Source organism: Sulfitobacter donghicola DSW-25 = KCTC 12864 = JCM 14565, assembly GCF_000622405.1.
Taxonomy (GTDB): Bacteria; Pseudomonadota; Alphaproteobacteria; order Rhodobacterales; family Rhodobacteraceae; genus Sulfitobacter; species Sulfitobacter donghicola.
Genome location: NZ_JASF01000005.1, coordinates 2,527,888 through 2,553,962, shown reverse-complemented (window position 1 = coordinate 2,553,962; position 26,075 = coordinate 2,527,888). Strand labels below are relative to the sequence as shown.

At 56.6% G+C, this 26,075-nt stretch carries 23 protein-coding genes and 1 tRNA gene; 11 read left to right on the top strand and 13 right to left on the bottom strand.

The window, feature by feature from the left end:
* Positions 1-25 precede the first annotated feature (25 nt).
* The 7 genes from Z948_RS0113700 to Z948_RS0113670 all read right to left on the bottom strand — a co-directional run bounded on the left by Z948_RS0113700 (position 26) and on the right by Z948_RS0113670 (position 7,169).
* On the bottom strand, positions 26-562 hold the full coding sequence (locus tag Z948_RS0113700; protein ID WP_025060124.1) for a sarcosine oxidase subunit gamma: 537 nt from the start codon (positions 560-562) through the stop codon (positions 26-28).
* Positions 555-3,476 (bottom strand): sarcosine oxidase subunit alpha family protein, encoded by a 2,922-nt coding sequence (locus Z948_RS0113695; RefSeq protein WP_025060123.1) that lies wholly within the window; start codon positions 3,474-3,476, stop codon positions 555-557. The genes Z948_RS0113700 and Z948_RS0113695 overlap by 8 nt, the downstream gene beginning before the upstream one ends.
* Positions 3,473-3,742, bottom strand: coding sequence for a sarcosine oxidase subunit delta (locus Z948_RS0113690; protein WP_025060122.1), 270 nt, complete (start codon positions 3,740-3,742; stop codon positions 3,473-3,475). The genes Z948_RS0113695 and Z948_RS0113690 overlap by 4 nt, the downstream gene beginning before the upstream one ends.
* 84 nt (positions 3,743-3,826) lie before the next feature.
* On the bottom strand, positions 3,827-5,080 hold the full coding sequence (locus Z948_RS0113685; RefSeq protein ID WP_025060121.1) for a sarcosine oxidase subunit beta family protein: 1,254 nt from the start codon (positions 5,078-5,080) through the stop codon (positions 3,827-3,829).
* Between the two features lie 118 nt (positions 5,081-5,198).
* Positions 5,199-5,336: a hypothetical protein gene (locus Z948_RS18960; protein ID WP_156023506.1), complete on the bottom strand. Its 138-nt coding sequence runs from the start codon at positions 5,334-5,336 to the stop codon at positions 5,199-5,201.
* A gap of 5 nt (positions 5,337-5,341) precedes the next feature.
* Positions 5,342-5,734: an SH3 domain-containing protein gene (locus tag Z948_RS0113675; RefSeq protein WP_025060120.1), complete on the bottom strand. Its 393-nt coding sequence runs from the start codon at positions 5,732-5,734 to the stop codon at positions 5,342-5,344.
* A 1-nt stretch (position 5,735) separates the two neighbouring features.
* A complete protein-coding gene (locus Z948_RS0113670) occupies positions 5,736-7,169 on the bottom strand; it encodes a Glu/Leu/Phe/Val family dehydrogenase (protein ID WP_025060119.1) in 1,434 nt (477 codons plus the stop codon).
* A 624-nt stretch (positions 7,170-7,793) separates the two neighbouring features.
* Here Z948_RS0113670 and Z948_RS0113660 point away from each other — a divergent pair.
* Genes Z948_RS0113660 through Z948_RS0113650 form a run of 3 tightly spaced genes read left to right on the top strand, consistent with a single transcriptional unit; the run spans position 7,794 to position 10,347 of the window.
* Positions 7,794-9,221 carry a TadE/TadG family type IV pilus assembly protein gene (locus Z948_RS0113660; protein WP_025060118.1) on the top strand — a complete coding sequence of 476 codons (1,428 nt, stop codon included), beginning with the start codon at positions 7,794-7,796 and terminating at the stop codon, positions 9,219-9,221.
* Complete coding sequence (locus Z948_RS0113655; RefSeq protein ID WP_025060117.1) at positions 9,218-9,754, top strand: TadE/TadG family type IV pilus assembly protein; 537 nt, start codon at positions 9,218-9,220, stop codon at positions 9,752-9,754. The genes Z948_RS0113660 and Z948_RS0113655 overlap by 4 nt, the downstream gene beginning before the upstream one ends.
* A complete protein-coding gene (locus Z948_RS0113650; protein WP_052033117.1) occupies positions 9,754-10,347 on the top strand; it encodes a TadE/TadG family type IV pilus assembly protein in 594 nt (197 codons plus the stop codon). Before Z948_RS0113655 ends, Z948_RS0113650 begins: the two co-directional genes overlap by 1 nt.
* A 52-nt stretch (positions 10,348-10,399) precedes the next feature.
* Here the strand turns inward: Z948_RS0113650 and Z948_RS0113645 are convergent, their stop codons facing one another.
* From Z948_RS0113645 to Z948_RS0113630, 3 genes are all read right to left on the bottom strand, one after another.
* Positions 10,400-10,909: a hypothetical protein gene (locus tag Z948_RS0113645; protein ID WP_037951898.1), complete on the bottom strand. Its 510-nt coding sequence runs from the start codon at positions 10,907-10,909 to the stop codon at positions 10,400-10,402.
* Between the two features lie 152 nt (positions 10,910-11,061).
* On the bottom strand, positions 11,062-12,015 hold the full coding sequence (locus Z948_RS0113635; protein ID WP_025060114.1) for an NAD(P)-dependent oxidoreductase: 954 nt from the start codon (positions 12,013-12,015) through the stop codon (positions 11,062-11,064).
* A gap of 200 nt (positions 12,016-12,215) precedes the next feature.
* Entirely contained in the window at positions 12,216-12,797 is a 582-nt protein-coding gene (locus Z948_RS0113630; protein WP_025060113.1) for a TetR/AcrR family transcriptional regulator, read from the bottom strand.
* A gap of 101 nt (positions 12,798-12,898) precedes the next feature.
* Between Z948_RS0113630 and Z948_RS0113625 the strand changes: the two genes are divergently transcribed.
* The 7 genes from Z948_RS0113625 to Z948_RS0113590 all read left to right on the top strand — a co-directional run bounded on the left by Z948_RS0113625 (position 12,899) and on the right by Z948_RS0113590 (position 20,030).
* Positions 12,899-13,195 (top strand): hypothetical protein, encoded by a 297-nt coding sequence (locus Z948_RS0113625; RefSeq protein ID WP_025060112.1) that lies wholly within the window; start codon positions 12,899-12,901, stop codon positions 13,193-13,195.
* An 80-nt stretch (positions 13,196-13,275) separates the two neighbouring features.
* The gene (locus Z948_RS0113620) at positions 13,276-14,562 is read left to right on the top strand and encodes a homoserine dehydrogenase (RefSeq protein ID WP_025060111.1); all 1,287 of its coding nucleotides are present in this window, start codon (positions 13,276-13,278) and stop codon (positions 14,560-14,562) included.
* Between the two features lie 28 nt (positions 14,563-14,590).
* The gene (gene recJ, locus Z948_RS0113615) at positions 14,591-16,342 is read left to right on the top strand and encodes a single-stranded-DNA-specific exonuclease RecJ (RefSeq protein WP_025060110.1); all 1,752 of its coding nucleotides are present in this window, start codon (positions 14,591-14,593) and stop codon (positions 16,340-16,342) included.
* Between the two features lie 81 nt (positions 16,343-16,423).
* Positions 16,424-16,498: transfer RNA gene (locus tag Z948_RS0113610), tRNA-Glu, on the top strand.
* 351 nt (positions 16,499-16,849) lie between these two features.
* Positions 16,850-17,596 (top strand): sugar transferase, encoded by a 747-nt coding sequence (locus Z948_RS18145; RefSeq protein WP_025060109.1) that lies wholly within the window; start codon positions 16,850-16,852, stop codon positions 17,594-17,596.
* Between the two features lie 78 nt (positions 17,597-17,674).
* Positions 17,675-18,592 (top strand): CpsD/CapB family tyrosine-protein kinase, encoded by a 918-nt coding sequence (locus Z948_RS0113595; protein ID WP_025060108.1) that lies wholly within the window; start codon positions 17,675-17,677, stop codon positions 18,590-18,592.
* Positions 18,593-18,770: 178 nt separating this feature from the next.
* Positions 18,771-20,030 (top strand): GumC domain-containing protein, encoded by a 1,260-nt coding sequence (locus tag Z948_RS0113590; RefSeq protein WP_245604580.1) that lies wholly within the window; start codon positions 18,771-18,773, stop codon positions 20,028-20,030.
* Here Z948_RS0113590 and Z948_RS0113585 read toward each other — a convergent pair whose 3' ends face one another.
* Positions 20,031-21,386: an oligosaccharide flippase family protein gene (locus Z948_RS0113585; RefSeq protein ID WP_052033115.1), complete on the bottom strand. Its 1,356-nt coding sequence runs from the start codon at positions 21,384-21,386 to the stop codon at positions 20,031-20,033. It abuts the gene before it with no gap.
* A gap of 102 nt (positions 21,387-21,488) precedes the next feature.
* On the opposite strand from Z948_RS0113585, the gene Z948_RS0113580 reads away from it, so the two are divergent.
* The gene (locus tag Z948_RS0113580; RefSeq protein WP_025060105.1) at positions 21,489-22,685 is read left to right on the top strand and encodes a glycosyltransferase; all 1,197 of its coding nucleotides are present in this window, start codon (positions 21,489-21,491) and stop codon (positions 22,683-22,685) included.
* Here Z948_RS0113580 and Z948_RS0113575 read toward each other — a convergent pair.
* Both Z948_RS0113575 and Z948_RS0113570 read right to left on the bottom strand, forming a co-directional pair.
* Positions 22,682-23,518 (bottom strand): glycosyltransferase family 2 protein, encoded by an 837-nt coding sequence (locus Z948_RS0113575; protein WP_025060104.1) that lies wholly within the window; start codon positions 23,516-23,518, stop codon positions 22,682-22,684. The genes Z948_RS0113580 and Z948_RS0113575 overlap by 4 nt on opposite strands.
* On the bottom strand, positions 23,515-26,058 hold the full coding sequence (locus Z948_RS0113570; protein ID WP_025060103.1) for a hypothetical protein: 2,544 nt from the start codon (positions 26,056-26,058) through the stop codon (positions 23,515-23,517). The genes Z948_RS0113575 and Z948_RS0113570 overlap by 4 nt, the downstream gene beginning before the upstream one ends.
* Positions 26,059-26,075: the final 17 nt, after the last annotated feature.

Genomic DNA, 26,075 nt, shown 5'->3' with positions numbered 1-26,075 from the left:
CTCCACAAAACGTTTCGCGCCGATCTTACCCGCGCGCGGCGACAGCTTCCAGCGCCAGACGCAAATCGTGAACCAAGGTTGCCGCCATTGAGCGGAAAACCGCGATCAAATAGGTATCTTCAGCCACGCGCGTGATGCTTGCGCTCATATGACCAAGCTGGGTGCGCACCGTCGCATCAACCCCAAAGGCGCTGAGCCGCATGTCCACAGGCACCAACCGCGCCAACGCTTCGGCGCCGCCTTCCCCGCTGAGGGTCACAGTGGCCCAAGCATCAGATTGATCCACAACCGCTGCAAAATCCGCAAGCGCAGGATTAGGCGCGGCACCTGTCAGCAATGCTTCGCCCTGCCCCGCCCAAATACAGCGCGCTTTGCCTGCTGTTATCGTCTGGTTTGGCGCAGGGAACCCCATGCCCAACGCCTTAACAAAGCGCTTGTCAGCGGCATCCCCAAACGGCGCAATAGATGTGATCGCCCCAAGATCGACTTCCGTGACCGTCAAGGCGCCGATGGTCAGCGGCAACAGGCCCGCACATGGGGTGGTTGGCTTTAACTCATCCACGGACACGCCCTCCTTCTGGATCAACAAAGACGGGATCGCATATTTCCACCTCAACCGTCAGGTCACGCACGTGATCGCGAACAACCATACGTTCGCCCATTCGATCAGGGCCACCTTTGACAAAGCCAAGGCCAATCATGCAGCCCAATGTGGGCGAAAAACAAACCGACGTGACATAGCCCTGATCGTTTTCATGCACATGCGCAGCCCCTACATCAAAGATGTGCGCGCCCGCGGTCAGTTGTTTTACTACCCCGACAGGGCGCAGGCCGACCATACGTTCGCGATTGGCTTCAACCAACCCTTCGCGTTCTGACATGACTTTGCCCATACTATCCTTTTTGGCCGAGACCATCCGCCCCATGCCAATGTCATAGGCGGTCACACGGCCATGAATTTCGGCGTGGGTGATATGGCCCTTTTCGATCCGCAGCACGTTCAGGGCCTCCATCCCATAGGCGCCGCCGCCCATCTGCTCGGCCCGTTTCACCAGCGCCGCAAATAGCGCGGCACCATAGCGCGCGGGAACAGCAACCTCATAGGCATGCTCGCCCGAGAAGGAGATGCGGAACAAGCGCCCTGCAATGCCCATCACGCCAATCTCTCCACAGGACATAAACGGCCAGCTGTCATTGTCGATCGGCGCATCTAGAATGTCGTTCAGCAAGTCACGCGATTTTGGCCCCGCAACCGCAAACTGCGCCCATTGTTCGGTGACCGAAGTGAAGGCGACAGACCATTCAGGGTGCAACGCCTGCGTGACAAACTCCAGATGGCGCATCACCTCGCCTGCGGCGGCGGTGGTGGTGGTCATCACATAGTGGTTCGCCCCCATCCGCGCACAGGTGCCATCATCCATGACATAGCCATCTTCGCGCAGCATCAGCCCATAGCGCACACGCCCCTCTTTCAGGGTCGAGAACATGTTGGAATAGACAAAATCCAGCAGCTTGGCCGCGTCAGGGCCTTGAATATCAATTTTGCCCAGCGTGCTGACATCACACACGCCTACATCGTTTCGAACATAGCCCACTTCGCGATCACAAGATTGACGCCAGTTGGTTTCCCCCTCGCGCGGGAAATAGCTGGGGCGATACCATAGGCCTGCCTCGATCATTGGCGCGGCCATTTCAAGGCTTTGGCTGTGAGAGGTTGTAAACCGTTCAGGCGCAAACCCTTTGCCCTGCGCAACGCCCCCCATCGCGGCAATCGCCACAGGCGAGTACGGAGGCCTAAACGTAGTCACGCCCGTTTCCGGAATACCCCGCCCCGTTGCATCAGCCAGCACGGCCAAGGCCCCAACGTTTGAGTTTTTGCCTTGATCCGTCGCCATCCCCTGCGTGGTATAGCGCTTCATATGCTCAACCGAGCGGAAATTTTCGACCGCCGCTTGCTTGACGTCCTTGACGCTCACGTCGTTCTGGAAATCCAGCCACGCGCGCCCCTTTCCTGCAACCGCCCACAGCGGAGATATTCGATAGGCTGCATCCTCTGCTTTGGGCAGTACGCAATCCGCGGCCTTCTGGCCCAGCGCCTCAGCCGCGCGGTTCGCCGCTGCGGCCCCTTCGGCCAGACACGCCGCTGTTGAGAAGGTGCCGTTGCACGCGCCTGCGGCCTCCAACGTCGGGATCGTGCCCTCAGTGGGAACAAAGGCTGCAATATCCTCGCGCCACTGTGGGCGGCCGTTCATGTGGCAGGTCAGATGAACCGTTGGGTTCCAGCCACCAGACACCGCAAGGCAATCCGCCTCGATCTCTTGCACATCGCCACCTTTGCGCATCTTGATACTGCGCAGCGCCAACCTGCCGGACGAGCCGCAAACCTCGGCCCCCAAGTGCACGGGATATGGCACATCGCCAACTTCGGCATCTGGGCGGGAGTCGATCAAGGCACTTACCGTCACGCCTGCCGCGTGCAGATCGCGGGCTGTGCGATGGGCGCTATTGTTATTGCCAAACACAGCGACCGTGCTGCCTGCGCTCACGCCCCAGCGGTTTAAATAGCTGCGCACCGCGCCCGCCGTCATAATGCCAGGGCGGTCGTTGTTCTCAAATGCGATGGGGCGTTCTAACGCGCCTGCACATAGGACGGTGCGCTGCGCTGCGATCCGCCAGAAACATTCCAGCGGCGCGGTGCTGCGCGGAAGGTGATGGGTGACCCGCTCTAACGCGCCAAAGATGCCGCCATCATAGGCGCCTGTAACCGTAGTGCGCGTCATCAGCCGCACATTTGGCAAGGCTTGCAAATGCGCAACCTGCTGTGCGGCCCAGTCAGCCGCTGGCATACCGTCGACATCTTCGACCTCGGACAGCAACCGCCCGCCCATGGTGAAATCTTCGTCGCATAGGATCACATCCAGCCCCGCCTTGGCGGCAGTCGTAGCAGCCATCAAGCCCGCAGGCCCAGCGCCCACAACCAGCACATCGCAAAAGGCAAAAGCGCGGTCATAAGTGTCTGGGTTATGCTCTCCGCTTAACCGCCCCAACCCCGCAGCGCGGCGGATGACCGGCTCATACAGTTTTTCCCAAAACGCCTTGGGCCACATGAAGGTCTTGTAATAAAACCCTGCGCCCAAAAACGGCGCCGCCAGATCGTTCACGGCCATTGCATCGAACTTGAGCGAGGGCCACGCCGATTGCGAGAAAACCTCGAGCCCGTCAAATATCTCTTGAACGGTGGCGCGGATGTTTGGTTCTGATCCAGCCCCCTTGCCGACCGTGATCAAGGCGTTTGGCTCTTCAGAGCCCGCACTCAGCACGCCGCGCGGGCGGTGGTATTTGAACGAGCGCCCCATCAGGCGCACACCATTGGCCAGCAGCGCCGAAGCGACGGTATCACCAGCGCGCCCTGTGTATTCAGCACCGTCAAAACAGAAACGCACGGGCTGACCTGTTGTGCTGTCGGAGACCCTCATGTGTTTTCCCCCAGCTTAACGTCTGCGGCCAAAGCTGTATCAAGAACCGTGTGGGTCACTGTATCGCGCGTCACAACCAGCCATGCGCCGCATCCGCCCTCGTGATGCCAATACTCTTGCGTTGGCCCTGCGGGGTTATCACGCAGGTGCAGATAATCGTCCCATGCCTCTGGTCCTGCATCAGGATTTGGGCGTTCTAAAACAGCCCCTTTGTAATAGAACTCTCGTTGGTCACGCAGACCACAAATCGGGCACTGTAACCTCACAACGCCTCTCCTTGCCTGCTAAAGTCCTGATCCATCTGCACGGTGCATATACCCATGTCGTAAACGCGCGTCATCACATGCCCCTTAATGCAAATTATGCTGAGAGCCGGTGCCCTCTTCATCCATCAACCCGCGCCCTGTACGGAAACGATCCAGACGGAATTTTTCAGCGGGTTTATGGTGGTTCCCTGTCGCCATCAGATGCGCAAAGGAGTTCCCCGATCCTGGCACAGCCTTGAACCCGCCATAACACCAGCCACAGTTCAGAAAGAGCCCTTCAATCGGGGATTTATCGATAATCGGAGAACCATCTGGCGTCATATCCATGATCCCGCCCCATGATCGCAGTACCTTTGCCTTGCCGATCATCGGCATCAGGGTCATGCCCGCCTCCATCACATGTTCTTTTGCAGGAAGGTTCCCGCGCGCGGCGTATGAAGCGTAGTAATCAAGGTCGCCGCCAAAGACCAAGCCGCCCTTGTCAGACTGGCTGATATAAAAGTGCCCCATGCCAAAGCTGATTACGGAATCGATGACGGGCTTTAGCCCCTCGGTGACAAAGGCCTGCAAAACATGGCTTTCGATTGGCAAACGCAACCCCGCCATCGCGGCCACCTGCGAAGAACGCCCCGCCGTGACAATGCCAACCTTTTTGGCGCGGATCGGCCCCCGCGTGGTTTGCACACCGCGCACGACCCCGTTTTCAACATCAATGCCTGTCACCTCACACTGCTGGATCAGGTCCACACCGCGCTGGCTAGCCCCGCGTGCATAACCCCAAGCCACGGCATCATGACGGGCCGTGCCCGCGCGGCGCTGCATCAGCCCCCCGTAAATCGGGAAGCGCGTGTTCTCGAAATCAAGGAAGGGCGCAATTTTGCGCACCCCTTCAACGTCCAGCAGCTCGGCATCGTCGCCCTGCCCCACGATCGAGTTCCCCCGACGCGCATAGGCATCGCGCTGCCCATCCGAATGGCACAGCATCAGCTGGCCACGCTGGGACAGCATGACGTTATAGTTCAGCTCTTGCTCTAGGTTTTCCCACAGCTTGAGTGAGTGAGAGTAAAACTGTGAATTCCCATCAAGAAAGTAGTTGGCCCGTACAATCGTGGTATTACGCCCGACATTACCACCGCCAAGGTATCCTTTTTCCAATACCGCGATGTTGGTTAGCCCATGTTCTTTTGCGAGGTAATAGGCCGTCGAAAGGCCATGCCCCCCGCCGCCGATGATGATCGCGTCATATTCCGCCTTTGGCTCTGCATCGCGCCAATGGGGTTGCCAGCCCTTATTGCCCCGCAACCCTTCGCGCAGAACGCGCCAACCTGAAAACCGCATAAGGCCCCCTCTGTCCACTTCTGCCTACTGTGGCGAAGCTGGTCAGCCCTAGCAATCATCAAAACGCACAAAACAACATCCAGCCCTTCAGAAAAGGGCCAACGCCACTTGTTTAACCTTAGCGATACGCCACCTCAGGCTGGGCCTGAGCCGCCCGCCCATCACTGGCCGCATCATCACCTTTGGAATCAAACATCATGGCGACAGCCAAGCCAACGCCGCCATGATGCCCGCCCCCTGAGGGGCGTTTATTCAACAGTGCTAGTGAATAAAGCCGCACAGATAGCCATCATGCGCCCAGCCCTGCACCGACAAGGTTTTGAACGGGATGCCCTGCCCTTCAGGCGTTACCTCGCGATAGGCATCCACCACCCGAACCCACCGGCCACGCCGCTCAGTTGCATCGACGACAACGATCGCCAGCCGCTTTAATTTGCGCACAGCCTTAAAGTCGCTGCCCGGTCCGCTGCGGATGCTGAGAAAGCCATCAGGACCATTCACATTACAGACCATCGTGTTGTGGGTTTCGAATGTCGGGTTTAGCGGCCAGTCTTGCTTGGCCAACCCCGAGAGGTAGACCTCTCCGTAGGTTTTGTTTTCTGCGGCGCCTGTTGCCGCCCAAAAAACCATAAGAAGTATAGCAAGGATGCGCATATTAAAGCCCTTTAGCCTGATAGCTTGCTGCGACCTTGCCAATAGACACCAAATAAGCGGCTGTTCGCAGGTCTGTTACGTCGTCACGACCATGCCAGACGTTCGCCATCGATTCATATGCAATGCGCATCGTGTCATCCAGCCCCGAGCGCACCAGCTCTAACTCGCCAGCGCCGCGCAGGTATTTGTCTTTAAAGTCGGGAGACAAAGTCCAGTTAATAGAAGCATCTTGGCTGATCCGGTCCAATTCATCAACGATCAACTGGTGGCGGCTTTCTTCTTGGCGGCGGCCCATTCGGCCAAAACGGATATGGCTTAGGTTTTTAACCCACTCAAAATAGCTGACCGTCACACCGCCTGCGTTGGCATACATGTCAGGGATAATCACTGTCCCCTTATCGCGCAGGATTTCATCCGCGCCTGCGGTTACTGGGCCATTTGCAGCCTCGATAATCAGGTTGGCCTGAATGTTGCGCGCATTGCGCAAGTTGATCACCCCCTCCAAAGCGGCAGGGATCAGGATGTCACAATCCGTTTCCAACAGGCTGGCGCCATCTTCGATAAACTCGCCCCCAGCAAAGCCCTTGGGGGAACCTTCGGCAGTGATATGCGCCTTGAGCGCCTCAATATCGATGCCGTCTTTGTTGAAAATCGCACCATTATATTCAATCACACCGATCACAGGCGCGCCATCTTCTTCGCTCAGGAATTTTGCGGCGTGATACCCCACGTTGCCCAGCCCCTGAACAATCACGCGTTTGCCGTCCAGCTTGCCCGACAGCCCTGCTTTTTTCACGCCCTCGCTATCGCGGAAAAATGCACGCAGCGCATATTGCACACCGCGGCCAGTTGCTTCGGTGCGGCCCTGAATGCCACCAGCATTCGTCGGCTTGCCTGTCACACAGGCTGCGCTGTTAATGTCGGTCGTGTGCATACGCTTATATTGATCCGCGATCCACGCCATCTCGCGTTCGCCTGTTCCCATGTCAGGCGCGGGTACGTTTTGGCTGGGGTTGATCAGATCGCGCTTGATCAGCTCATAGGCAAAACGGCGGGTGATCAATTCCATCTCATGTTCGTCGTATTCGCGCGGGTCCACGCATAGCCCGCCTTTCGATCCCCCGAACGGCGCTTCGACCAAGGCACATTTGAAAGTCATAAGAGCCGCGAGCGCCTCAACTTCATCTTGGTTCACGCCCATAGAAAAGCGGATACCGCCCTTTACCGGCTCCATATGTTCGGAATGAACCGAACGGTAGCCCGTGAAGGTTTTAATGTCGCCCCGCAGGCGAACGCCAAAACGCACAGTATAGGTTGCGTTGCAGACACGGATTTTTTCGACGAGACCGGGCTTGAGATCCATGAGGTTAACCGCGCGGTTAAACATCATGTCCACGCTTTCGCGAAAGCTCGGCTCGTTTGTGTTTTGGGTCATGGGGATGGTCACTTTTCCTGGTGAGTTGATGAACAAAAACCGGCAGAGAGATTCTCAATGCCTTAGGGGCAGCTTATTCACTCCCGCGACAATCTGCCACTTTTTTAATCTGTTTGAAAACTTTTATAGTGCGCCGCCCAAAACAGGCGCGCAGGCAAATCAGCGAGGCCATTGGCAGTAACGCCCCCTTCGGACATCGTTCAGATCAGCCAACGTATATCCACCAGACCTTAAGGAAGCATCAAACGGTTTGGTGATGTTGATGGTGCCTCTGAAACCCTATCTGAAATTTCACCCACGGCTTCGGTTGCCGCAGCTGGGGGGGGGTGATTTTCGATCACGGATAAAAGGCCGCAAAAATGCTTCACCTTTGAATCACTTCTAGGACAACTAAAACGACTCACTTTTAGAAAAACACTTCGGAACCCCGCTTATTGGCGCGCACTGTTCACGGTCAGGAAACACTCCTCCCATTTGGCGCTGATTGACCCCCAAACCCCTTTAAAATATGGATTTTCGGCACTTCTTTGCCCCAATTTGGCCATGTTCATTCGCCATAAGGAACTCTGAATTTAGCCACAGACACGGTCACTGTGACAGGTCCAGGCTCGAAAGGTGACGATGATGAAAAATCTATTTTCGACGACGCGCATCCCGGTCTGCTCGGGATTTAAACAGTCTCCTCTGTTGCGCCACTTTAAGCAGGGCGAAGACGGCAACGTGACAGTTCTGTCACTTGCGCTAATCGCGATCCTAGGCATTTTGGCGAGTGTCGCATGGGACATGAACGGTAACGAATTCCACCGTGTTAGAATGCAAAACACAGCCGACCGCGCGGTACTTGCTGCTGCGGATCTGGATCAGACGCTCAGCCCAGATGAGGTTGTGCGCGATTACTTTGACAAAGCGGGCTATCCCACACTGGTTACAGGTGTGAACATTAGCGAAGGCCTGAACTTTCGCACGGTTTCGGTATCATCCGCCGGCATCATGGAAACCGACTTTATCAAAGGTCAAGGCGGCGAACGTGAGATGCTTGTAAACGTTTTCTCCGAAGCTGAAGAACGCGTCAACAACGTTGAAATCTCGATGGTTCTCGATATCTCGGGTTCGATGAGCGAAGGCTCAAAAATGTCCAACCTACGGGACGCTGCGAGCACCTTTGTTGACACCGTTATCACCGAAGAAACGAAAGACCTCGTATCGCTTTCGGTTGTGCCCTACTCCGAACACGTGAGTGCAGGCCCCGAAATCATGAGCAAATTCAACGTGGATTGGGATCACTCCTACAGCCACTGTATGGAATTCAGTGAAGCCGACTTTGATCGTAGTGATCTGCGTCGTGATAAAACCTATGATCAGGTCCAACACTTCCAATGGGGCTATAACGGTTACAACAATGACCGAAGCACCCCTGTTTGCCCAATTGGCGCAGATGAAGATGTTGTGGCCTTCAGCCAAAACGCATCCGATCTGAAATATAAGATTGGCCGTCTTGTGCCGCGCGGCAGTACCTCGATCTTTGCAGGTATGAAATGGGCTACCGGCCTATTGGACCCTGATTTCCGCACGATCAACCAGCAGCTCATCCAAGATGGCGATGCCGATCCTGCATTTTCTGCGCGTCCTGCCGCATTTGATGACCACGAAACGCTGAAAACCGTGATTTTGATGACCGACGGTCAGAACCACTATTCTTACCGTATCGATGATCGCTATTACGCAAACTCCAGCCATGTTGCGCACTGGAACCGGTACAACCTGAACTGGTACCTCAGCCGCTACGTGAGCAGCCGCTACCACGACAACTTCAAATACGTGAAGTACTGGCCTGATTATGGCGACACCCTTTTGGACAAGGTCTGTGACGCGGCAAAAGAGAAAAACATCGTTATCTGGTCAATTGGCTTTGAAGTCTCCGATCACGGTGCCGACGTAATGCGCAACTGTGCGTCTTCTCCCAGCCACTTCTTCCGGGTTGAAGGTGTCGAAATCAAAGAGGCGTTCAAAGCGATTGCGCGTCAAATCAACCAGCTGAGGCTCACACAATGATTATTCGTCTCAAAAACCGCCTAACCCAGTTCCGCAAAGAAGAATCCGGTGCGACAAACACACTTGAATTCGCTTTCATGGTACCGCTCGTATTTATCGCGTTCGCCTTTGGTGTAGAACTGACAACCCACTCGAACCGCCAGTTCCAGTTGGACCGCGGCGTGGAAGTAACGACACGGATCATCCGCCTGAATACTTCTGCTCAGTATACGCATGAGATCCTGAAGCAGGCGATCTGTGACAATACGGGAGGTTTGGACGATTGTTCTGAAAACCTGCGCCTAGAATTGTTGCCGATGGATCCACGTGACTATACTGGCCTTGACGCTTCGCCTTATTGCTCGGACAGCGCACAACCCGTCGATCCGGAAAGTGGTGTTTCCCTTGGCCAGCAACACGAATTGATGCTGATCCGCGCGTGTTACAGGTTCGTACCGTTCATGGGCTCTTTGGGTCTGGGTAAATTACTAGCAGGTCCCGACGGTTACGGGAAAATGGTCACAATGAGTGCCTTCGTACAGGAGCCAAGATAATGACTTTTCGTAAATTCAAAACCCTAATGCAGGCCGAGTTTGCTCGGGATGAAAAAGGCAGCGCCTCTATCGAAGCGGTCATCATGATCCCACTGATGTTCTTTGTGATGATCTGCGTTGTGACGCTTCTCGACCTGACGCGTTTGCATGGCATGCACCAAAAAGCAGCCTATACAATCAGCGATATGATCTCGCGTGAGACTCTTGCGATTGACGCAGACTATCTGGCCGGTTCGCATGCATTGCTAAACACGCTCACACGCGATCCTCAGGATAGCACCGTGCGGGTATCGGTCGTGCGCTATGATGCGACCAACAATATCTTCAAGCTGGATTGGTCAAAGACCAGCGGTTACGCAACACCTGTATCAAACCACGATGTACGTAACTGGACGACCAAACTGCCAAAGATGGTGCACAACGAGCGTATGATCGTCGTCGAAACCAACGCGATCTACCAGCCGCCATTCCAGATCGGACTGGGTAACCAAGAGATTGATAACTTCATCTTCACGCGCCCACGTTACGCCCCACAAGTTTTGTGGACTGACGAACCAAGTTCTGAAGAATACGAAGGCGACAACTACTCTTAAAACGAATTCACCCCCGGACGGTTATCCGCCCGGGGGTTTTCTTTTGACTGGACTATAGTTTCAAATCCCGCTGCGCCATGATCGCGGCAATGATTTCAGACATGAATTTGGTTTGGCTTGCGGGTGTCATCCCCCCCACACCAATCCGACGCCCCATGCGCCACCACAAACCCGGGCGCCATTCATTTTCCGCTTTTTCTTTTGTACGCAGCAAAAAACCGTTGGAAGGTTTGAACGCGAAAAAGCCCCGATCCATCCCGTCGATATCTGCGATCAACGCAATCCGCGTGCCATCACTATCGCGCAGCTCGGTTTCGGTTAGTTCGATCTGCGACCCCGTCGAGCGCCGCATTTTATCCGCCATCCAAAGGGTCGCGACCCCAAGGATAAGCAAAAACAGGCGCCATTCCAGCGCAGGCGATTGAACAATTGCGATGTAGATCAGCAAAATCCCCAGTAATCCCAAAGACCCCATTCCGATCATACGCCGCCCCATTCCAGCTTCTGCCGTGGCAAGAACCTCATTGGGATCCGTTGGAATTTTCTCAATTTCTTCGGTCATGGCAAATCTCCTTTGCCTGACCCCTAGTGGTAGATGCGACAACGGGCAAGCATGTCACATCATGCCTGCCCGCTTTAGCGCCCACCAGAAACAGGTTAGCTCCTTGTTTTTGAAACACTTAAGCGATCCGCAAGAAACCGCCTTTGGTTTGATTATTTAGCCAACCGCTTTGGGCGCACCTCATAGCCGCGCTCTTCGGGCTCATCATCAACCAGCTCTTGCGGGAACCCCTCTGCCAAAATCTCCAGCCCTGTCGCCTCTTCCAAACGTTCGATCATACGATCCGATTGGGCCCGTTCACCATATCGCTTCTGACCATCCGTCATCATCTCGATAATCAAAGGTGAGATTTCCAGCGGCACGCCTGAATCATCCGCCAACTTTTGGAACAGCCCGATGTCCTTTTGGATAAGGTCCATTGTAAAATTCACATCGCGAGAGCCGGATAGGATCAACTGGCTTTCCGTTTCATGGACAAAGCTGTTCCCCGAGGACATCGCCATCGCCTCATAGGTCATGCCAAGGTCCATGCCTTGCGCCTTCATCACGGTCAGGGCTTCGCAAATCGTCAATAGATTGGCCGTCGCCAGATAATTTGTCATGACTTTGAGAATGCTGGCATTGCCCAAATCACCAACGTGCAAAATGCGCCGCCCCATATGGGTGAGGATGGGCAGCACCTTTTCAAAGGTGTCGCGATCACATCCCGCATAAATGCTGATGTTGCCCGTATCGGCGCGGTGGCACCCGCCTGATACAGGGCAATCCACGGCCGCGCCACCTGCCCCTTGCACCAACGCACCCAAGCGTTTGATTTCATTGGCATCCGTGGTCGACATTTCGATCCATGTCTTGCCTGCACCAACTTCTGGCAGCATTTGTTCGACCACCGCAGCACTGGCCGCGGGGCTGGGTAGACAGGTGATAACCGCATCACAGTCGCGCATCATTTGCGCAGGGCTGCCCCCCGCTGTTGCCCCCGCTGCCACTTTGGCCGCTACCAAATCTGCATCCAGATCATGGACATATAAATCCACCCCGTTGCGCAGCAAACTCCCCGAGAGTTTCCCCCCGACATTTCCCAGACCGATAAAACCGATTTTCATACTCATCTTTCCCTATCATTTTCACCAACCTTGCCGCGCGATGCGACGCCGTCCAGTTCAAAACCGACGCCAAGCAAAGTTTGTGACGTTTTAGGACAATCGGCATAGCTCGGGCTGCAAGATACTTGCCCCCTCTTCGTTGGATCAAACGACGCTTTTGATTTACCAGATGGCGGCGGCCAAAAGGCCTGCGCGCCAGCCTAAGTTACTGCGCGGCGCACCATTTCCCAATATTGCGCTGTGACTTCTTCTAAAGACAGCCTGCCCCCTGCGCGAAACCACGTATTCACCCCCGTCAGCATCGCGATGATGGCCAGCGTAGCAATCTTTGTATCGACGATCTGGAATTCCTTGGCGGCCACCCCATCGCGCAAAATCCGTTCTAATCCGCCCTCATACTGGCCGCGCAACGCCTCGATCCGCTTAAAGTTGTCGTCGGTCAGGTTGCGAAGCTCCATATAGGCGATAAAAACCGCATCGGGGCGCGCATGGTGGAATCGGATGTGAAAGGCGACAAACTCTTGCAGGCGCGCGGTTGCAGACCCAGACAGGTCATCTTGCACAGCTGCCAGCAGGTCGCTCATGTGACCTTCCATCAAATCAAATAGCAGGCTCTGCTTGTCTGGCGTGTAATTGTACAGGGCCCCCACTTGCACCCCGACTTCGGCTGCAATTGCGCGCATGGAAACAGCCGCATAGCCCCCCCTTGCAAACAGCTTTAGCGCCGCTTCGCGCACCTTTGGGCCGGTGATGTCTGAATGTGATCCTGCGGTTCGTGCCATGGCGGGACTATCTGAACGTGCGTTCAAAAAGTAAACCCTTTCCCGCTCAGATAATCCTAGCCACTTGCACAAGACCTCCCTGCTGGTGCAAACAATTCCCTATGAAACCTGTGAAGTTCTCCTTTGCCCTTTGGGCCAGTGTTGCCCTTTTGGGCGCGTGCACCCAATTTCCCGCATTGGATCACACAATATCGCCCGAACTCGCCAATGCTGACTATCCAGAGTTGGTTCCCCTCCAGCCCGTTTTGGCGGCTGCCCAAAATTCACGCGTAGAACCTGTGCAGGCAGGCGCCGCGATTGACGGGCGTGTTGCCGCTCTAAAAGCAAGGGCTGCGCGGCTGCGCGGATCGGTTTTGACCGGTGCAGAACGACAGCGGTTGGCAAAGGGCTTGCGATAAGCACGCCGAGGTGCGTTGCACGGGCGCTGCGTTCGGGCTACATGCACGCAAAGAGCATTCATCTAAAAGGAACAACCGCCATGGCACAGCCTCTTCGTCTTGGGATTGCTGGATTGGGTACGGTCGGTGCTGGTGTTGTGCAAATCCTGCGCAAACAAGCAGCGATGTTAGAGGCGCGCACAGGCCGCCAATTGGTTATATCCGCCGTTTCGGCGCGCAGCCGCACCAAAGATCGCGGCGTGAACCTGTCGTCTTATGCATGGGAAGATGATCCCGTTGCCTTGGCCAAACGCGATGATGTTGATGTTTTCGTCGAACTCATGGGCGGCGAAGACGGCCCTGCAAAAGCCGCAACCGAGGCCGCAATTGCCCTTGGAAAAGATGTAGTTACCGCCAACAAGGCGATGTTGGCGATGCACGGGCAGTCACTCGCCGAAGCTGCCGAAGCGCAAAACTGTGTCATCAAATACGAAGCCGCCGTTGCGGGCGGCATCCCCGTCGTCAAAGCATTGGGCGAAGGCCTAGCCGGAAACGAGATCACCCGCGTCATGGGCGTGATGAACGGCACCTGCAACTATATCCTCACCCAGATGGAGGCAACCGGCCAAGGCTATAACGCCCTTTTCGCCGAGGCAGACAAACTCGGCTACCTCGAAGCAGACCCGAATCTGGATGTGGGCGGCATTGATGCGGGACACAAGCTGGCGATCCTGTCGTCGCTGTCCTTCGGCACTCAGGTGAATTTTGATGGGATCGAGCTGGAAGGCATTCAGCGCGTTACTTTGGACGATATCACCGCCGCAGCCGACATGGGCTATAAAATCAAACTGCTTGGCGTGGCGCAGATGACAGGCCGTGGGCTGGAACAGCGCATGCAGCCTTGCCTTGTGCCCGCGACCTCACCTTTGGGGCAGCTGGAAGGTGGCACAAACATGGTTGTGCTGGAAGGTGATGCCGTTGGCCAAATCGTTCTGCGCGGAGCAGGTGCTGGTGCTGGCCCAACCGCCAGCGCAGTTCTGTCTGATATCTGCGATGTCGCGCGCGGCTATCGCAGCCCCGTCTTTGGCCAACCTGCCGAAACACTAAAAGTCGCGACGCCCGCGCTTAGCCAGCGCCCTGCCGCTTATTACCTGCGCCTATCCCTCAAGGATAAACCAGGTGCATTGGCCAAAGTCGCAACCGTTTTGGGCGAAGCAGGTGTCTCGATTGATCGCATGCGCCAATACGGCCACGAAGATGACAGTGCCCCTGTCCTGATCGTGACCCATAAAACCACCCGCGCAGATATCGACCACGCATTAGACGCCTTTGAATCCACTTCCGTAATGGCTGGTGATCCAGTCGCCCTGCGGATCGAGGAAGTTTAACCCCAAGGCGCAATTTCAAGGATAAGACATGGACCAAGCGGCGGCATTTCTGGGGGTTGAGACCTCTTTAACAGGGCGGCGCTGGGTTGGTCCGGGTGTCGAAGCGGTGCGCGCCTCAGAGGCTTTGCACCAGCAAACAGGCCTGCCCATGGCGGTTTGTCAGGTTTTGGCCCGCCGCGGCGTTCCCGCGGCCGAGGCCGAGGCCTTCCTTGCCCCTGCCCTGCGCGATTTGTTGCCCGATCCGCGCAGCCTGCGGGATATGGAGATCGCCGCCAAAAGGTTCCTCCAAGCCGTCAAAACACGGCAGAAAATCGCTATCTTTGCAGATTACGATGTGGACGGTGGCGGCTCGGCTGCGCTGCTGCTGGTCTGGCTGCGCCAAATGGGGCGCGAGGCGACGCTTTATGTCCCTGATCGCATCGACGAAGGCTATGGCCCGAATGACGAGGCGATGGCCGATCTGGCCTCAAAACATGATCTAATCATCTGCGTTGATTGCGGAACCCTGTCCCATGGTCCGATTGCCGCTGCCGTTGGGGCAGATGTGATCGTGCTGGATCACCACTTGGGCGGTGAAACCCTGCCCGAATGTGTGGCAGTGGTGAACCCCAACCGCCAAGACGAAGACGGCGCGCTGGCCCATCTTTGCGCCGCTGGTGTTGTGTTTTTGATGCTGGTCGAAGCAGGTAGACAGTTGCGCGAAGTCGAGGTCAAAGGCCCCGACCTAATGGCCCTGCTGGATCTGGTCGCCTTGGCCACGGTCGCCGATGTTGCCCCGCTGATTGGGGTAAACCGTGCCTTTGTGCGCCAAGGGCTAAAAGTGATGGCACGGCGCGAACGTGTAGGCATCTCGGCGCTGTCTGATGTTGCGCGGATGGATACAGCCCCCGCCGCCTATCACCTTGGCTTTATGCTGGGGCCACGGATCAACGCGGGCGGCCGCGTGGGCAAAGCAGATTTGGGCGCGCGCCTTTTGGCCACCGATGACCCGCATGAAGCCGCCGCCCTCTCCGAAAAGCTGGATGCGCTCAACACCGAACGCCGCGATGTGGAAAACGCCGTTCGCGCCGCCGCATTGGCCCAAGCAGAAGAGCGCGGAACCGATGGGGCGCTTGTCTGGGCCGCTGGCGCGGGCTGGCACCCTGGCGTGGTTGGCATCGTGGCCTCGCGCCTGAAAGAGGCCACAGGCCGCCCCGCCGTGGTCATTGGCCTTGATGAGGGAATCGGTAAAGGCTCTGGCCGCTCGGTTTCTGGTATCGACCTTGGCGCAAGTATCCAAAAATTGGCGATGCAGGGCGTTTTGCAAAAAGGCGGCGGTCACAAAATGGCCGCTGGCCTAACGGTGGAAGAGGGCAAACTGGAAGAAGCCATGACACAGCTTAGCGCTTTGTTGGAAAAACAGGGCGCGCACCTGTTGGGGCCCTCCGATTTGCGTCTGGAAGGGATGCTGATGCCTGGCGCTGCGAGTGTTGAATTAACCGAAGCGGTCGAATCAGCAGGCCCATTTGGCGCGGGCGCCTCTGCCCCACGTTATGTTTTTGCAGATATGCGCATTTTTTCAGCACGCCGAGTCGGCGAGTCTCATTTAAAAGTCAGCTTTGGCGACGGATTAGGCACCCGTTTGGATGCAATTTGCTTTGGCGCATATGATTCACCCCTTGGCCCTGCCCTCGAAGCGCATGGCGGCGCGCATTTTCACCTCGCTGGAAGGCTTGATATTAACACATGGCAAGGCCGCCAAACCGTGCAATTAAGGCTCGAAGACGCCGCCCGCGTATAATCCTGCAAAAAACTGCATCATTTCTCACATTTCCGCTTGCGCCATTCACAGCTATTGCTTAGAGAACGGCTCACCAAGTGTGGCCCGTTCGTCTATCGGTTAGGACGTCAGGTTTTCAACCTGAAAAGAGGGGTTCGATTCCCCTACGGGCTGCCACATACTTCCCTGTTATTATTAGCGTTATTTTGATCCAGCGGGACTCTCGTTTGATTAGCATCTCTAAGCGAGAAACAGATTGTTTCGAAAATTCCCCATCAAATATGTCTAAAATCTGTTATCTAGGTGTCAGTGGTCTGGCGCAGCTGAATCACAGGCTGCTGTATTGCCAGCCGACAGACCAACCTCGGGCCTTTAAATGCTCGGGAACCGAGACGCCACCACGGGCCAAACCCGATTCTGCCAATTCGGCAAAGCACGTGATCGGCAGATCGAAACGAAAGACACGATACGCCGAATGGCTCGGCGCATCACTGAAGACGACCTAATGACCCTGGGGGGTTTTGGACTATGAAGAAATTTGACGCTGATCAACCGGGCTACGGCCTTGGGCGCCTTGCGACTGCAGGCGGCGACGTTGATGCGCGCGTATCCATCATGCGCTCCCATGCTTTCAAGTTCCAGCGTCAGGTCGCGCCGAAAAAGCCCGCGCCCTACCGCAACGGCGGTAAGCGTCTGTTGGAAACAGTGCTGATCGTTCTCAGCTTGCCGTTCTTCTTGCCCATTGTTGCGCTTTGCGCTGTTGCGTTGTGGATCGAAGGCGGCAATCCGTTCTATCGCCAGATCCGCCTTGGACAAAACGGCAAACGATTCTCGATTCTTAAATTGCGGACGATGGTTCGGGATGCTGACGCGGTTCTCGAAGACTACCTTGCCCGCGATCCCGAAATGCGCCGCGAATGGAATGAAAAGCAAAAGCTGATCAATGATCCTCGTGTGACACGCGTTGGCGCTTTCTTGCGCTCGACCTCACTGGATGAACTGCCACAGCTTTGGAATGTTCTAACCGGCGACATGAGCCTGATTGGCCCGCGTCCTATGATGCCTGAGCAGCTGACCATGTATGGTGATCCAGCCCATTATTTCGCCCTGCGCCCTGGGATCACGGGCTTGTGGCAAATCTCGGCGCGGAACGAAAACCGCTTTTCTTTCCGCAATGAAGTCGACGCGACCTATAACAAGCAGATGAGCATGAAAGGCGACATCGCCATCATCTTTAAAACGATCGGCGTGATGCTGCGCCGTACTGGTCACTGAGACGCCGACAAGAACCCTTTTATTTAGCAATACATGCAGTATGTTGAGCGCATGTCCAAACCCCGAAAGCCTGATCCTATGAAGGATACATTTGCATCCTCGCCTGCAACTGCAGTGCGCCCTCGTGGCGACCTTATGGTCCCTGCAAAAGGTAGCTTTACGCGCCCTCGGCGGTTTGATGACGCGGCTCAGGATCTGGTGGACGAGGCGGAAATCGTCATGGAAGAAAAAGCCCCCAAGCTGCCATCCTCTTACCCCGAGGAAACCAACCTCGCGGCGGCACCGCGCGATCTTTGGGCGCTGCTTCACACTCAGGAACCTGGCAAAGACCAGCATATCCTAGAGGGCAGCCAAGCAGCAGAAGATTTCCGAGCCACGGATGTTTCGCGCGCCTTTGATTTGCTACGCACCCGTCTGCGCCAAACCGTCAAGCAGCACGGCTGGGTGAACATCGCCGTTGCCTCGCCCACAACAGGCTGTGGCAATACTTTCACCGCGGCCAACCTCGCGGCAAGCCTTGCTAGGGTCCCCTCCTCACGGACCGTTCTGATGGATTTCAACATGCGCTCGCCTGGTTTGGCAAAGACACTGGACATGGACGCAAGCCAGACAGGCGATTTGCGTGACTTCCTAGCGGGTGATGTGGCGATCAGCGATTATATCCTACGTGCAAGTGATACGCTGGCAGTGGGCCTTGGATCTTCTGCGCAGGCAGACGCCGCCGAGATCATGCAAGACCCCGCAACAGCTGCCAGCCTTGCCGAAATGCGCGCAGCCCTGCGCCCTGACATCGTTCTCTATGACATGCCACCGCTTTTGTCCCATGACGACACATCTGCCTTCCTGCCGCAGCTGGACGGCGTGTTGTTGGTTTCTGACGGGACCCAGACCATGGCAAAGCATATCGCTGAATGTGAACGCATTCTGGACGGTCAGGTTCCCCTGCTGGGGGTTATCCTGAACCGCGCCCGCGCCTCGAGTATTGAGCGTTTCTAAGCCAGCGGCGCTGCAACAGCTTTTAGAAGCTGTAACAAAGTCATATAATCGCCAAAATCTAATTCTATTACAGGTGAAACGCCGTCCCTTAGGGGCGGTCCTTCCGGTTTAGGCTGGCAAAACAGGTTCGAGTGAGGCAAACATGGGTCCGATCTATACATGGCAGGATTTCCTGGACATGACCCGACGACGGTTGGGTGTGATTTCCTTTGTGATTATCCTTGGCTGCGTTGCATCCTTGTATTGGGCGCTTAGCCATGTACATCTGTATTCTTCCTCCGAAGTTATTCAGGTGGAACAGCCCAAGATTAACGATGAATTGGCCCGTTCAACCGTAGAAGGGTCATCTGCGCGCCGCTTGCAACTGATCCAACAGCAGTTGATGGCGCGGGCCAGCCTGCAAGATATCATCGAAAAATATGACATCTACGCAAACCTCGAAGCGTTAAAGCCCAGCGAAAAGGTAAACCTGCTGCGCCAATCCGTAACCATTAATGGCGTTGCAGCCGCGCGCGAAGGCTTTGCCGATGACGGAACCATCTCTGTCCTGACCATCACCGCCCAGATGGAACAAGCCCAGCTTGCCCGTGACGTGGCCCATGAATTCGCAGAACAAACCCGCAATCTGATGGCCGCCCAACGCCGCGAGCAAACCGAACAGACCCTCACATTCTTTCAGCAGCAAGAAACAGTTGTCCTCGCGAACATTGCTGATCTTGAAGCCGAATTAGAGGTCTACCGCCGTGAAAACGACCTGACGGGCGAAGGAGGGGTGGAATTCCGCCTCGCCGAAATCGCGCAACTGAACGAAGCCATCCTTGGGCTGGATCGCGAGATCATCACGGCCCAACTGGCCCGCACACAGATTGATCGCAGCGCGCGCGCCTCGACTGTCCAGCGCGAGGAACGCGCCCTTGATGCGCAGCTGCAAACCCTGACCCAACAACGATCCTTGTTGGATCAACGCAGAACCGCGCTGCGCGAAACCATCCAAGGATCGCCTGAAATCCAGCGCAGTCTGGCCGATTTTGATCGCCGGATGGAACAGCTGCGCAACCAGCTGGAAGAGATCGCAACACGGCGCAACGAGGCGCAGGTTGGCTTTAATCTGGAAACCGCCGCACAAGGCGAGCGCCTGAAAACCATCGAAGAGGCTCAGGTACCCGATTACCCGATCACCATGAGCAAAAAGAAACGGGCGATTATGGGCGCTGCTGCTTCTGTCGTCTTGGCCTTTGCCATCGCTTGGTTGCTAGAGCTTCGCCGCCCTGTGATCCGTTCTGCACGGCAGATGAAGCGTGAAACAGGGGTGATGCCTGTTGTCTCGATCCCTGAGCTGGCGCCGAAATACCAGAATTCAAAATGGCGCAAAGCCCGCGAAAAACGCCGCGCCGCAGGCAAAGCTGGACGCGCCTCACGGTTGGCACGCCATTCCTGATCAGGTCAGCACAGCCAGCGCCTTGATCGCATCCCAGTGAAGCCATATCGCAGCCGCGCCAATGCTCCCTGCCCCGACAGCGCAGATGATATCATGGCGGGCATCCCATGCCTCATGGATGCGCGCCAACCAGATCATGACGGGATGGGTCAGCAGATGCGCCAGCCCCATGCCCACAATCGCGCCGATGATGCCAAACTGGCTGACCCCGATGATCAAAAAGGTGATTTGAAACACCGCACGGCTGGCTGAGACAACAAAGAACCGTTGTGAATCCCCCGCTGCCAGCGCGGCCTGATCATAGCTCATCCCGATCACCTGCGGGATTTGCGCCACCGCCAGCAAGGTTACAATCGCCCCGCCCAGTGCATAGCGCGGATCATACAGCACCCCCACCAGCCACGGCCCTACCAACGCCATCAGCAGCAACAGCCCCAAGGTCACGCCGCTGATCGCAAACCGCAGTTTGGCGATCTTGGCGACCTCGTGTTTTGCGTCACGGTACACAGGGATCATCACGCGCCCTGTTACAGCTGTGCCCAGTTGCATTGCGAAACTGGCCAGAAAAAAGGCGATATTATAGATGCCAAGGCTCTCAAGGCTCAGGAATTTCCCCAAAACCGCGCGGTCGCCTTGCGAGGCAAAGAACCAAAACGCGGTGCTGAGGAAAATCCACTTGCCGAATTTGACCAGCTCATGCACCGCAGCGCGCTCCCAGCGAAACCTGTTCGCCTCCCCCGGCAGGAACGCCCATGTCAGCGCCAGCTTGGCCACCGCGCCAACAACGCCCCCAACCACCAGCGCGATGACGGATTGCAACCACCACGCCAGCACAACCATCACCACAATACCGATCAATTGCGATGTTAGATCAAGGATCGTAAGCCGCCCCATCAGCAAATGCCGATGCGCCGTTTCAATGCGCGTGGGGTTAAACCCCGTTATCAGCAGCGTCAGCGCTGCAATTGGCAGATAAGTCGCCAGTTCAGGCGCGTTATAAAATCCGGCCAAAGGCAGCGCCAAGGCACTTGCGATCAGCCACAAGATCACACCGCGCATGACCTGAATGCTCCATGCGGTGTTCAGGAAATCGGGGTCATCGCCTCGTTTGCTTTGTGCAATCGACGGCGCAATGCCCACATCCGAAAACAACATTAACCCAACAGTCACCAAACTGATCAACGCCATAAGGCCAAAGGCCTCGGGGAATAGAATGCGCGTCAGGATCAGGTTCGAAGCAAGGCGCAGCCCCTGACTGCCGCCATACCCCAGCAAAATCCACGATGTACTGCGTGCCACCCGCGCCATAAGGCGACCACCCCGCATCTGCTGGAAAAGACCACCCATTTGCCTCATTCATCCCCGCTTTGGCTGTTAAGTATTGGTAACGCCCAACAGCCCCTTGTGCCAGAGCCAAGCGGCCTTGTAGGACTATATGAGACACGAAGGACGCATCAGTTGAACATCGCCTATATCCTCAACAGCTACCCCCAGCCCTCGCACAGCTTTATCCGCCGCGAAATTCGCGCGCTAGAGGCGCAGGGCCACAGCGTGACCCGCCTTGCCATGCGTGCCGGAAATGCGCCGCTGGTGGATGCGCAGGATCTGGAAGAAGCCGCAGCAACCCACTATGTCCTGCGCGCAGGCGCCCTGAACCTGCTACGCGCAACCCTTGGAAACCTCACCGCCTCTCCCAAACGCTTTTTGAACGCGGCCCGCCTTGCGATCCGCTGCGGTCGCCGCTCAGAAGTGGGGGTGATCAAACATCTGATCTATCTGGTCGAAGCTGCCTATGCCGCGCAGGTCTGCACCGCGGGTGAGATCACCCATGCCCACGCGCATTTCGGCACCAACGCCAGTACAGTTGCGATGCTGTGCCATGCGCTTGGCGGTCCTGAGTACAGCTTCACCGTTCATGGCCCAGAAGAATATGACGCCCCGCGCGCTCTGTCACTCGGCGAAAAGATTGCCCGATCCAAATTCACCGTGGCGATCACCAGCTATGGGCGTAGCCAACTCAGCCGTTGGGCGGGGCCGACCCATTGGGGCAAGATCAAAGTCGTCCATTGCGGCATCGAGCCAAGCCATTTCCCCCAGCCGCTTCCCCTGCCCTCTGGTGCGCTTCGGTTTGTGGCCATCGGGCGTTTCGTTGAGCAAAAGGGCCAGCTGCTGGCCCTTGATGCACTGGCAAAGCTGAATGAAACGACAAAGGGCGCGCATCTGACCCTTATCGGTGATGGTGAAATGCGACCCGAGATCGAGGCGCGGATCGCCACCCTAGGGCTAAGCGATCAGGTCACCCTAACCGGTTGGGTGGACGAAGCCCGCATCCTGCAAGAACTCCAAAACGCCCACGCCCTCCTTATGCCCAGCTTTGCCGAAGGCCTGCCCATGGTGATTATGGAGGCCATGGCCGCAGGGCGTTTGGTGATCGCCACCTATATCGCGGGCATTCCCGAACTTGTTAAAACAGGCGAAACAGGGTGGCTGGTCCCTGCTGGTGATGCCGATGCTTTGGCAGATGCGATGCAAGCAATGGCCCAAACGCCGCAAGAGGCGCGTGAAGCGATGGCACAGGCCAGCCGTGAACGTGTGCTATCGCGCCATGACGTGGCGTTAGAGGCAGAAAAGCTCGCCCAGCACATAGGCAGCTAGCGGCCACGCGCCCAACGCTCGCCCTTGCGGTGGGGCAAGCGCACGGCAATCGCCACCAACGCAAAAGCGGCAAATCCAATCGGATCGCGCAGCGCCCGCCGCCAGATCGGTGGCGCATCGGCTGGTATCGGGTCGTGATTCTGCCAAAGCTGCGGAAACAGCTCTTTTACCTCGGCCACACCGATATCCTGCCGTCTGCGCACCCGCACCAACGGGGCAGCCCCTTCGATCATCGGCCACGAATACTGTGCAGGCACCCGAAACCGCTCATCAGGGGTAAAGTTGAGCCGCACAAATGTATCATCGGAGATGATGTCAGGGAATTCGCCCCACCGCGCACGTGCTGGCGCATTCACCGCAAAAACGCCAAAACCAGGAACACCATGGGTGCAAAATGGCAGGCTGGCCCAAAACCGCGCATAAACCCGCGTAAACCAGCTGCCCGACGCCGCCACAATCGGGTCACCTCCTGCATAGCGCGGCGCATCGGTGTCCAACACTTCGGCCAGTTGCGCAATCAGTGGCGGTGTCACAACCACATCCGCGTCCACATAGATCCGCGCCCCATAGCGCGCGGCAGCATCGCCCGCATTCAGGGCGCCCATTTTGCCGCCCTCGGGGATATCAAGAACAGTCAGCAGCCAGCCTTTGCGCGCAAAGGCATCTTGGTAGGTCTGGGCCACCTGAACGGTTGCATCACTGCACCCGTTTGCCATGACGATCACCTCAACCGCCGCCCCTGTTTCATCACTTGCCAGCAACGCTTCCAAGCAGGGTTCGATATAGCCCACCTCGTTATGGGCAGGGATCAGGATGCTAGAGGGGGTGCTCATCTTGTCGCCACCAAAGCGTCCCAACGCGGGTTGCTGTCATCCAGATGACGCAATGCGCCCCAGCTGCCCCATTTTGTTGGAACATAAACATCTGCATAAGCGTTAAACATGTGCCCTCCTGCGGTGGCCCACCCGTCGATCAATGCATCATATAGCGCGCCCATCTGCGTAGAGTAATTCAAATGCTGGAAGAACGCCGTAAGCCGCGCATCATCCACCTGCGCGCCAATCCCTACAATATGCGTGCCGCCCTCATACATGATCAGGTCTAGTCCCGCGTCCGAGGCCACTTTTGCATGATAGGGCCAGACCCGATCACGCAGATCACTTACCGTGTCCACATTCTGGCCACTCACCGAACCGTCTGTCAGCTCTTGCGCGGCCAAGGCCACCGCATAATCGTATTTGCTGCGCTCTAATGCTTCTTGCCGCGCAGTTCCGCTAAGCCCTTCGGCTTTGGCCGCGTCATTTGCCCGCGCCAGACTTTCATCCAACCACGCAGTAACCATATCACGCCGTGCCTCCAGCCCTAGAATGCCGCCGAAATACCCCGTAACCGCATAAGCATCAAAAGCCTCAACCGGTTTTGCGCCGCCTTCGGCCACGACCAAAGGCGCGGCAAGGATGTTTTCCTCAAGCCCGAGCCAGCCCGTTTGGGACGAGATCACATTGACCAGCTGTTCTTCCGCTCCCCTAAACATCTTTGACCATATGCGCGCCACTTCGGCGGCACGCATTGCGTAAAACTGCGTTCCCACGTCATCCTTGCCCCATCTCGCCTTGGCCTGTTCATCCGCCCAACGTGTCTGGGCAAACTGAAAATTCCAAACCTCGTTAGAATATTCCACATAGACCTTTTGCGTAGGGCTCAGCCCCTCACGAACTGTCTGGGCAAAGTTGCGGACATAGGTGTCATCGGCCAAATGCGGGATATTGATCCAGATGTCTTTGCCCAGCTCACCCGCCAACCCCATCATAACCTCAAGCGGCACACCATGATGCGCCCAGCTTGCGTCCTGTTTGAGGGGGCGCAGCTCCCATTTTGACTGGGCTGAATTATTCGTCTCCATCCAATCCATAAACCGCAACGTATCAAAGGGGGCCAAACGCGCGGTCCAATCGGGGTTAAAGATCGCCCCGCCTTCCCACAGGGCCAGCCGATCTTCGCGCACAACCGAGATATTGCGAACGGGGTTGCTGGCATTTGTCCGCTGAATGCGAATTTCAACACTGCCCGGACCTGGCGTGTAATCAAACCTGACCTCGCCGCGGCCATAGCGGATATTTGTGGCACGGCCCTTTGCCTCGACCACGCCTGCCCCGTCAAAACGCAGAACATAACGCCCCTTTAAAGACGCTTCGGCCGCCGCAGGTAAATCCGTCAGGATCAACGTCCCAACAGACCCAGCATCACGCGGCAGGCTGCGCACCCATCCGTCTTGGTCAATATGCCCTGCTTCGACCAATTCATTATACTCAATCCCGCCGAACTGATTGGGCAAATGGCCAAGCCACGGGCGCGCAGTTTTCATGATGTCCAAAAACGGCTGCTGTGCGGCCCAATCGGTAACGGGCGCAAGGCCAATGGCCATCCCATGGCCACCCTCCCCCCCGCCACCAGCGTTAACCGCGACAGGCTCTTTTTTTTTAGGAATGGCCGCCTCTTGCGTCGGAGGCTGGGGTGGCGAAACAGGATCAGCCGCCTCGGCGACCACCACCACGTTTTGCGCCTTGGCGATTTTGATCCCTTGGTAGGCCTCAACCGCCTCACGCGCGACCCGTTGAAGAACCGCAGCCAATTCTGCATCGGGCGTTTCAAAGGCGTTGCCGTATCGGTCCTTTACACGGTGGGGCAAACCTTCGGGGCTGGCACCCGTCAGAACCGCATATTGCACCATCGAAACAAAGTAGTGGCCAAAAGTGCTAAGATGCACATCATCGTCAAAGAACACATCAATCTTGCTGATGCCCGGCACATTGCCATCCGCGATCTCATCATAGAGCCGCCCCATGGCTTGGCCTGCGGGGATGAGGTGGATGCGCTCGGCGTCATGGCCCGCGCTTAGCATCTCAACGATGCTCTCCCAATCCTCCAGATCCTCCTGAAGGCGCACGCGCCATGGGATGTGGCCGTTATTGTCGTATTCGACTTTTACACCTGTGCCGCTTTTCAGGCTGTGCCAAGTCTCTTGCAGGAAAACGCGCGAGTCTGCTTTTGCGGCCAGCGCAAGGCTGGCAAAGGCATGGCCATAAATCTCGGGTTCGCTCCACCTGAGCTGGTTCTCCAGCGGGATTGCTTCGGTCAGGATCAGGTCAGTTGTTGTGCCTTGCGGCAGCACAACGCGGGCATCAATGCCTTGGGCGTCATCCGAATGTTCCCAGTTGTATTTCAACGGAGCGCCATCGGTGATTTGCGCCTGCACCTGAACGTCATTGCTTGTGGCGCTTAATGCGGCCTGCAACATATCAGGCCCCTTGGGGCCAAAGAGGCTATGGCCAACCATCACGATGGAAAAAACCGCGCTCGCCAGATCACTCATTTAGAAACTCCACAACG

Excerpts from the sequence above, each read along its gene's own strand:
- Z948_RS0113695 (WP_025060123.1), bottom strand. The coding sequence starts at position 3,476 with ATGAGGGTCTCCGACAGCACAACAGGTCAGCCCGTGCGTTTCTGTTTT.
- Z948_RS0113685 (WP_025060121.1), bottom strand. The coding sequence starts at position 5,080 with ATGCGGTTTTCAGGTTGGCGCGTTCTGCGCGAAGGGTTGCGGGGCAAT.
- Z948_RS0113675 (WP_025060120.1), bottom strand. The coding sequence starts at position 5,734 with ATGCGCATCCTTGCTATACTTCTTATGGTTTTTTGGGCGGCAACAGGC.
- Z948_RS0113670 (WP_025060119.1), bottom strand. The coding sequence starts at position 7,169 with ATGACCCAAAACACAAACGAGCCGAGCTTTCGCGAAAGCGTGGACATG.
- Z948_RS0113660 (WP_025060118.1), top strand. The coding sequence starts at position 7,794 with ATGAAAAATCTATTTTCGACGACGCGCATCCCGGTCTGCTCGGGATTT.
- Z948_RS0113655 (WP_025060117.1), top strand. The coding sequence starts at position 9,218 with ATGATTATTCGTCTCAAAAACCGCCTAACCCAGTTCCGCAAAGAAGAA.
- Z948_RS0113650 (WP_052033117.1), top strand. The coding sequence starts at position 9,754 with ATGACTTTTCGTAAATTCAAAACCCTAATGCAGGCCGAGTTTGCTCGG.
- Z948_RS0113645 (WP_037951898.1), bottom strand. The coding sequence starts at position 10,909 with ATGACCGAAGAAATTGAGAAAATTCCAACGGATCCCAATGAGGTTCTT.
- Z948_RS0113635 (WP_025060114.1), bottom strand. The coding sequence starts at position 12,015 with ATGAAAATCGGTTTTATCGGTCTGGGAAATGTCGGGGGGAAACTCTCG.
- Z948_RS0113630 (WP_025060113.1), bottom strand. The coding sequence starts at position 12,797 with ATGGCACGAACCGCAGGATCACATTCAGACATCACCGGCCCAAAGGTG.
- Z948_RS0113625 (WP_025060112.1), top strand. The coding sequence starts at position 12,899 with ATGAAACCTGTGAAGTTCTCCTTTGCCCTTTGGGCCAGTGTTGCCCTT.
- Z948_RS0113620 (WP_025060111.1), top strand. The coding sequence starts at position 13,276 with ATGGCACAGCCTCTTCGTCTTGGGATTGCTGGATTGGGTACGGTCGGT.
- recJ (WP_025060110.1), top strand. The coding sequence starts at position 14,591 with ATGGACCAAGCGGCGGCATTTCTGGGGGTTGAGACCTCTTTAACAGGG.
- Z948_RS18145 (WP_025060109.1), top strand. The coding sequence starts at position 16,850 with ATGAAGAAATTTGACGCTGATCAACCGGGCTACGGCCTTGGGCGCCTT.
- Z948_RS0113595 (WP_025060108.1), top strand. The coding sequence starts at position 17,675 with ATGAAGGATACATTTGCATCCTCGCCTGCAACTGCAGTGCGCCCTCGT.
- Z948_RS0113590 (WP_245604580.1), top strand. The coding sequence starts at position 18,771 with ATGACCCGACGACGGTTGGGTGTGATTTCCTTTGTGATTATCCTTGGC.
- Z948_RS0113585 (WP_052033115.1), bottom strand. The coding sequence starts at position 21,386 with ATGAGGCAAATGGGTGGTCTTTTCCAGCAGATGCGGGGTGGTCGCCTT.
- Z948_RS0113575 (WP_025060104.1), bottom strand. The coding sequence starts at position 23,518 with ATGAGCACCCCCTCTAGCATCCTGATCCCTGCCCATAACGAGGTGGGC.
- Z948_RS0113570 (WP_025060103.1), bottom strand. The coding sequence starts at position 26,058 with ATGAGTGATCTGGCGAGCGCGGTTTTTTCCATCGTGATGGTTGGCCAT.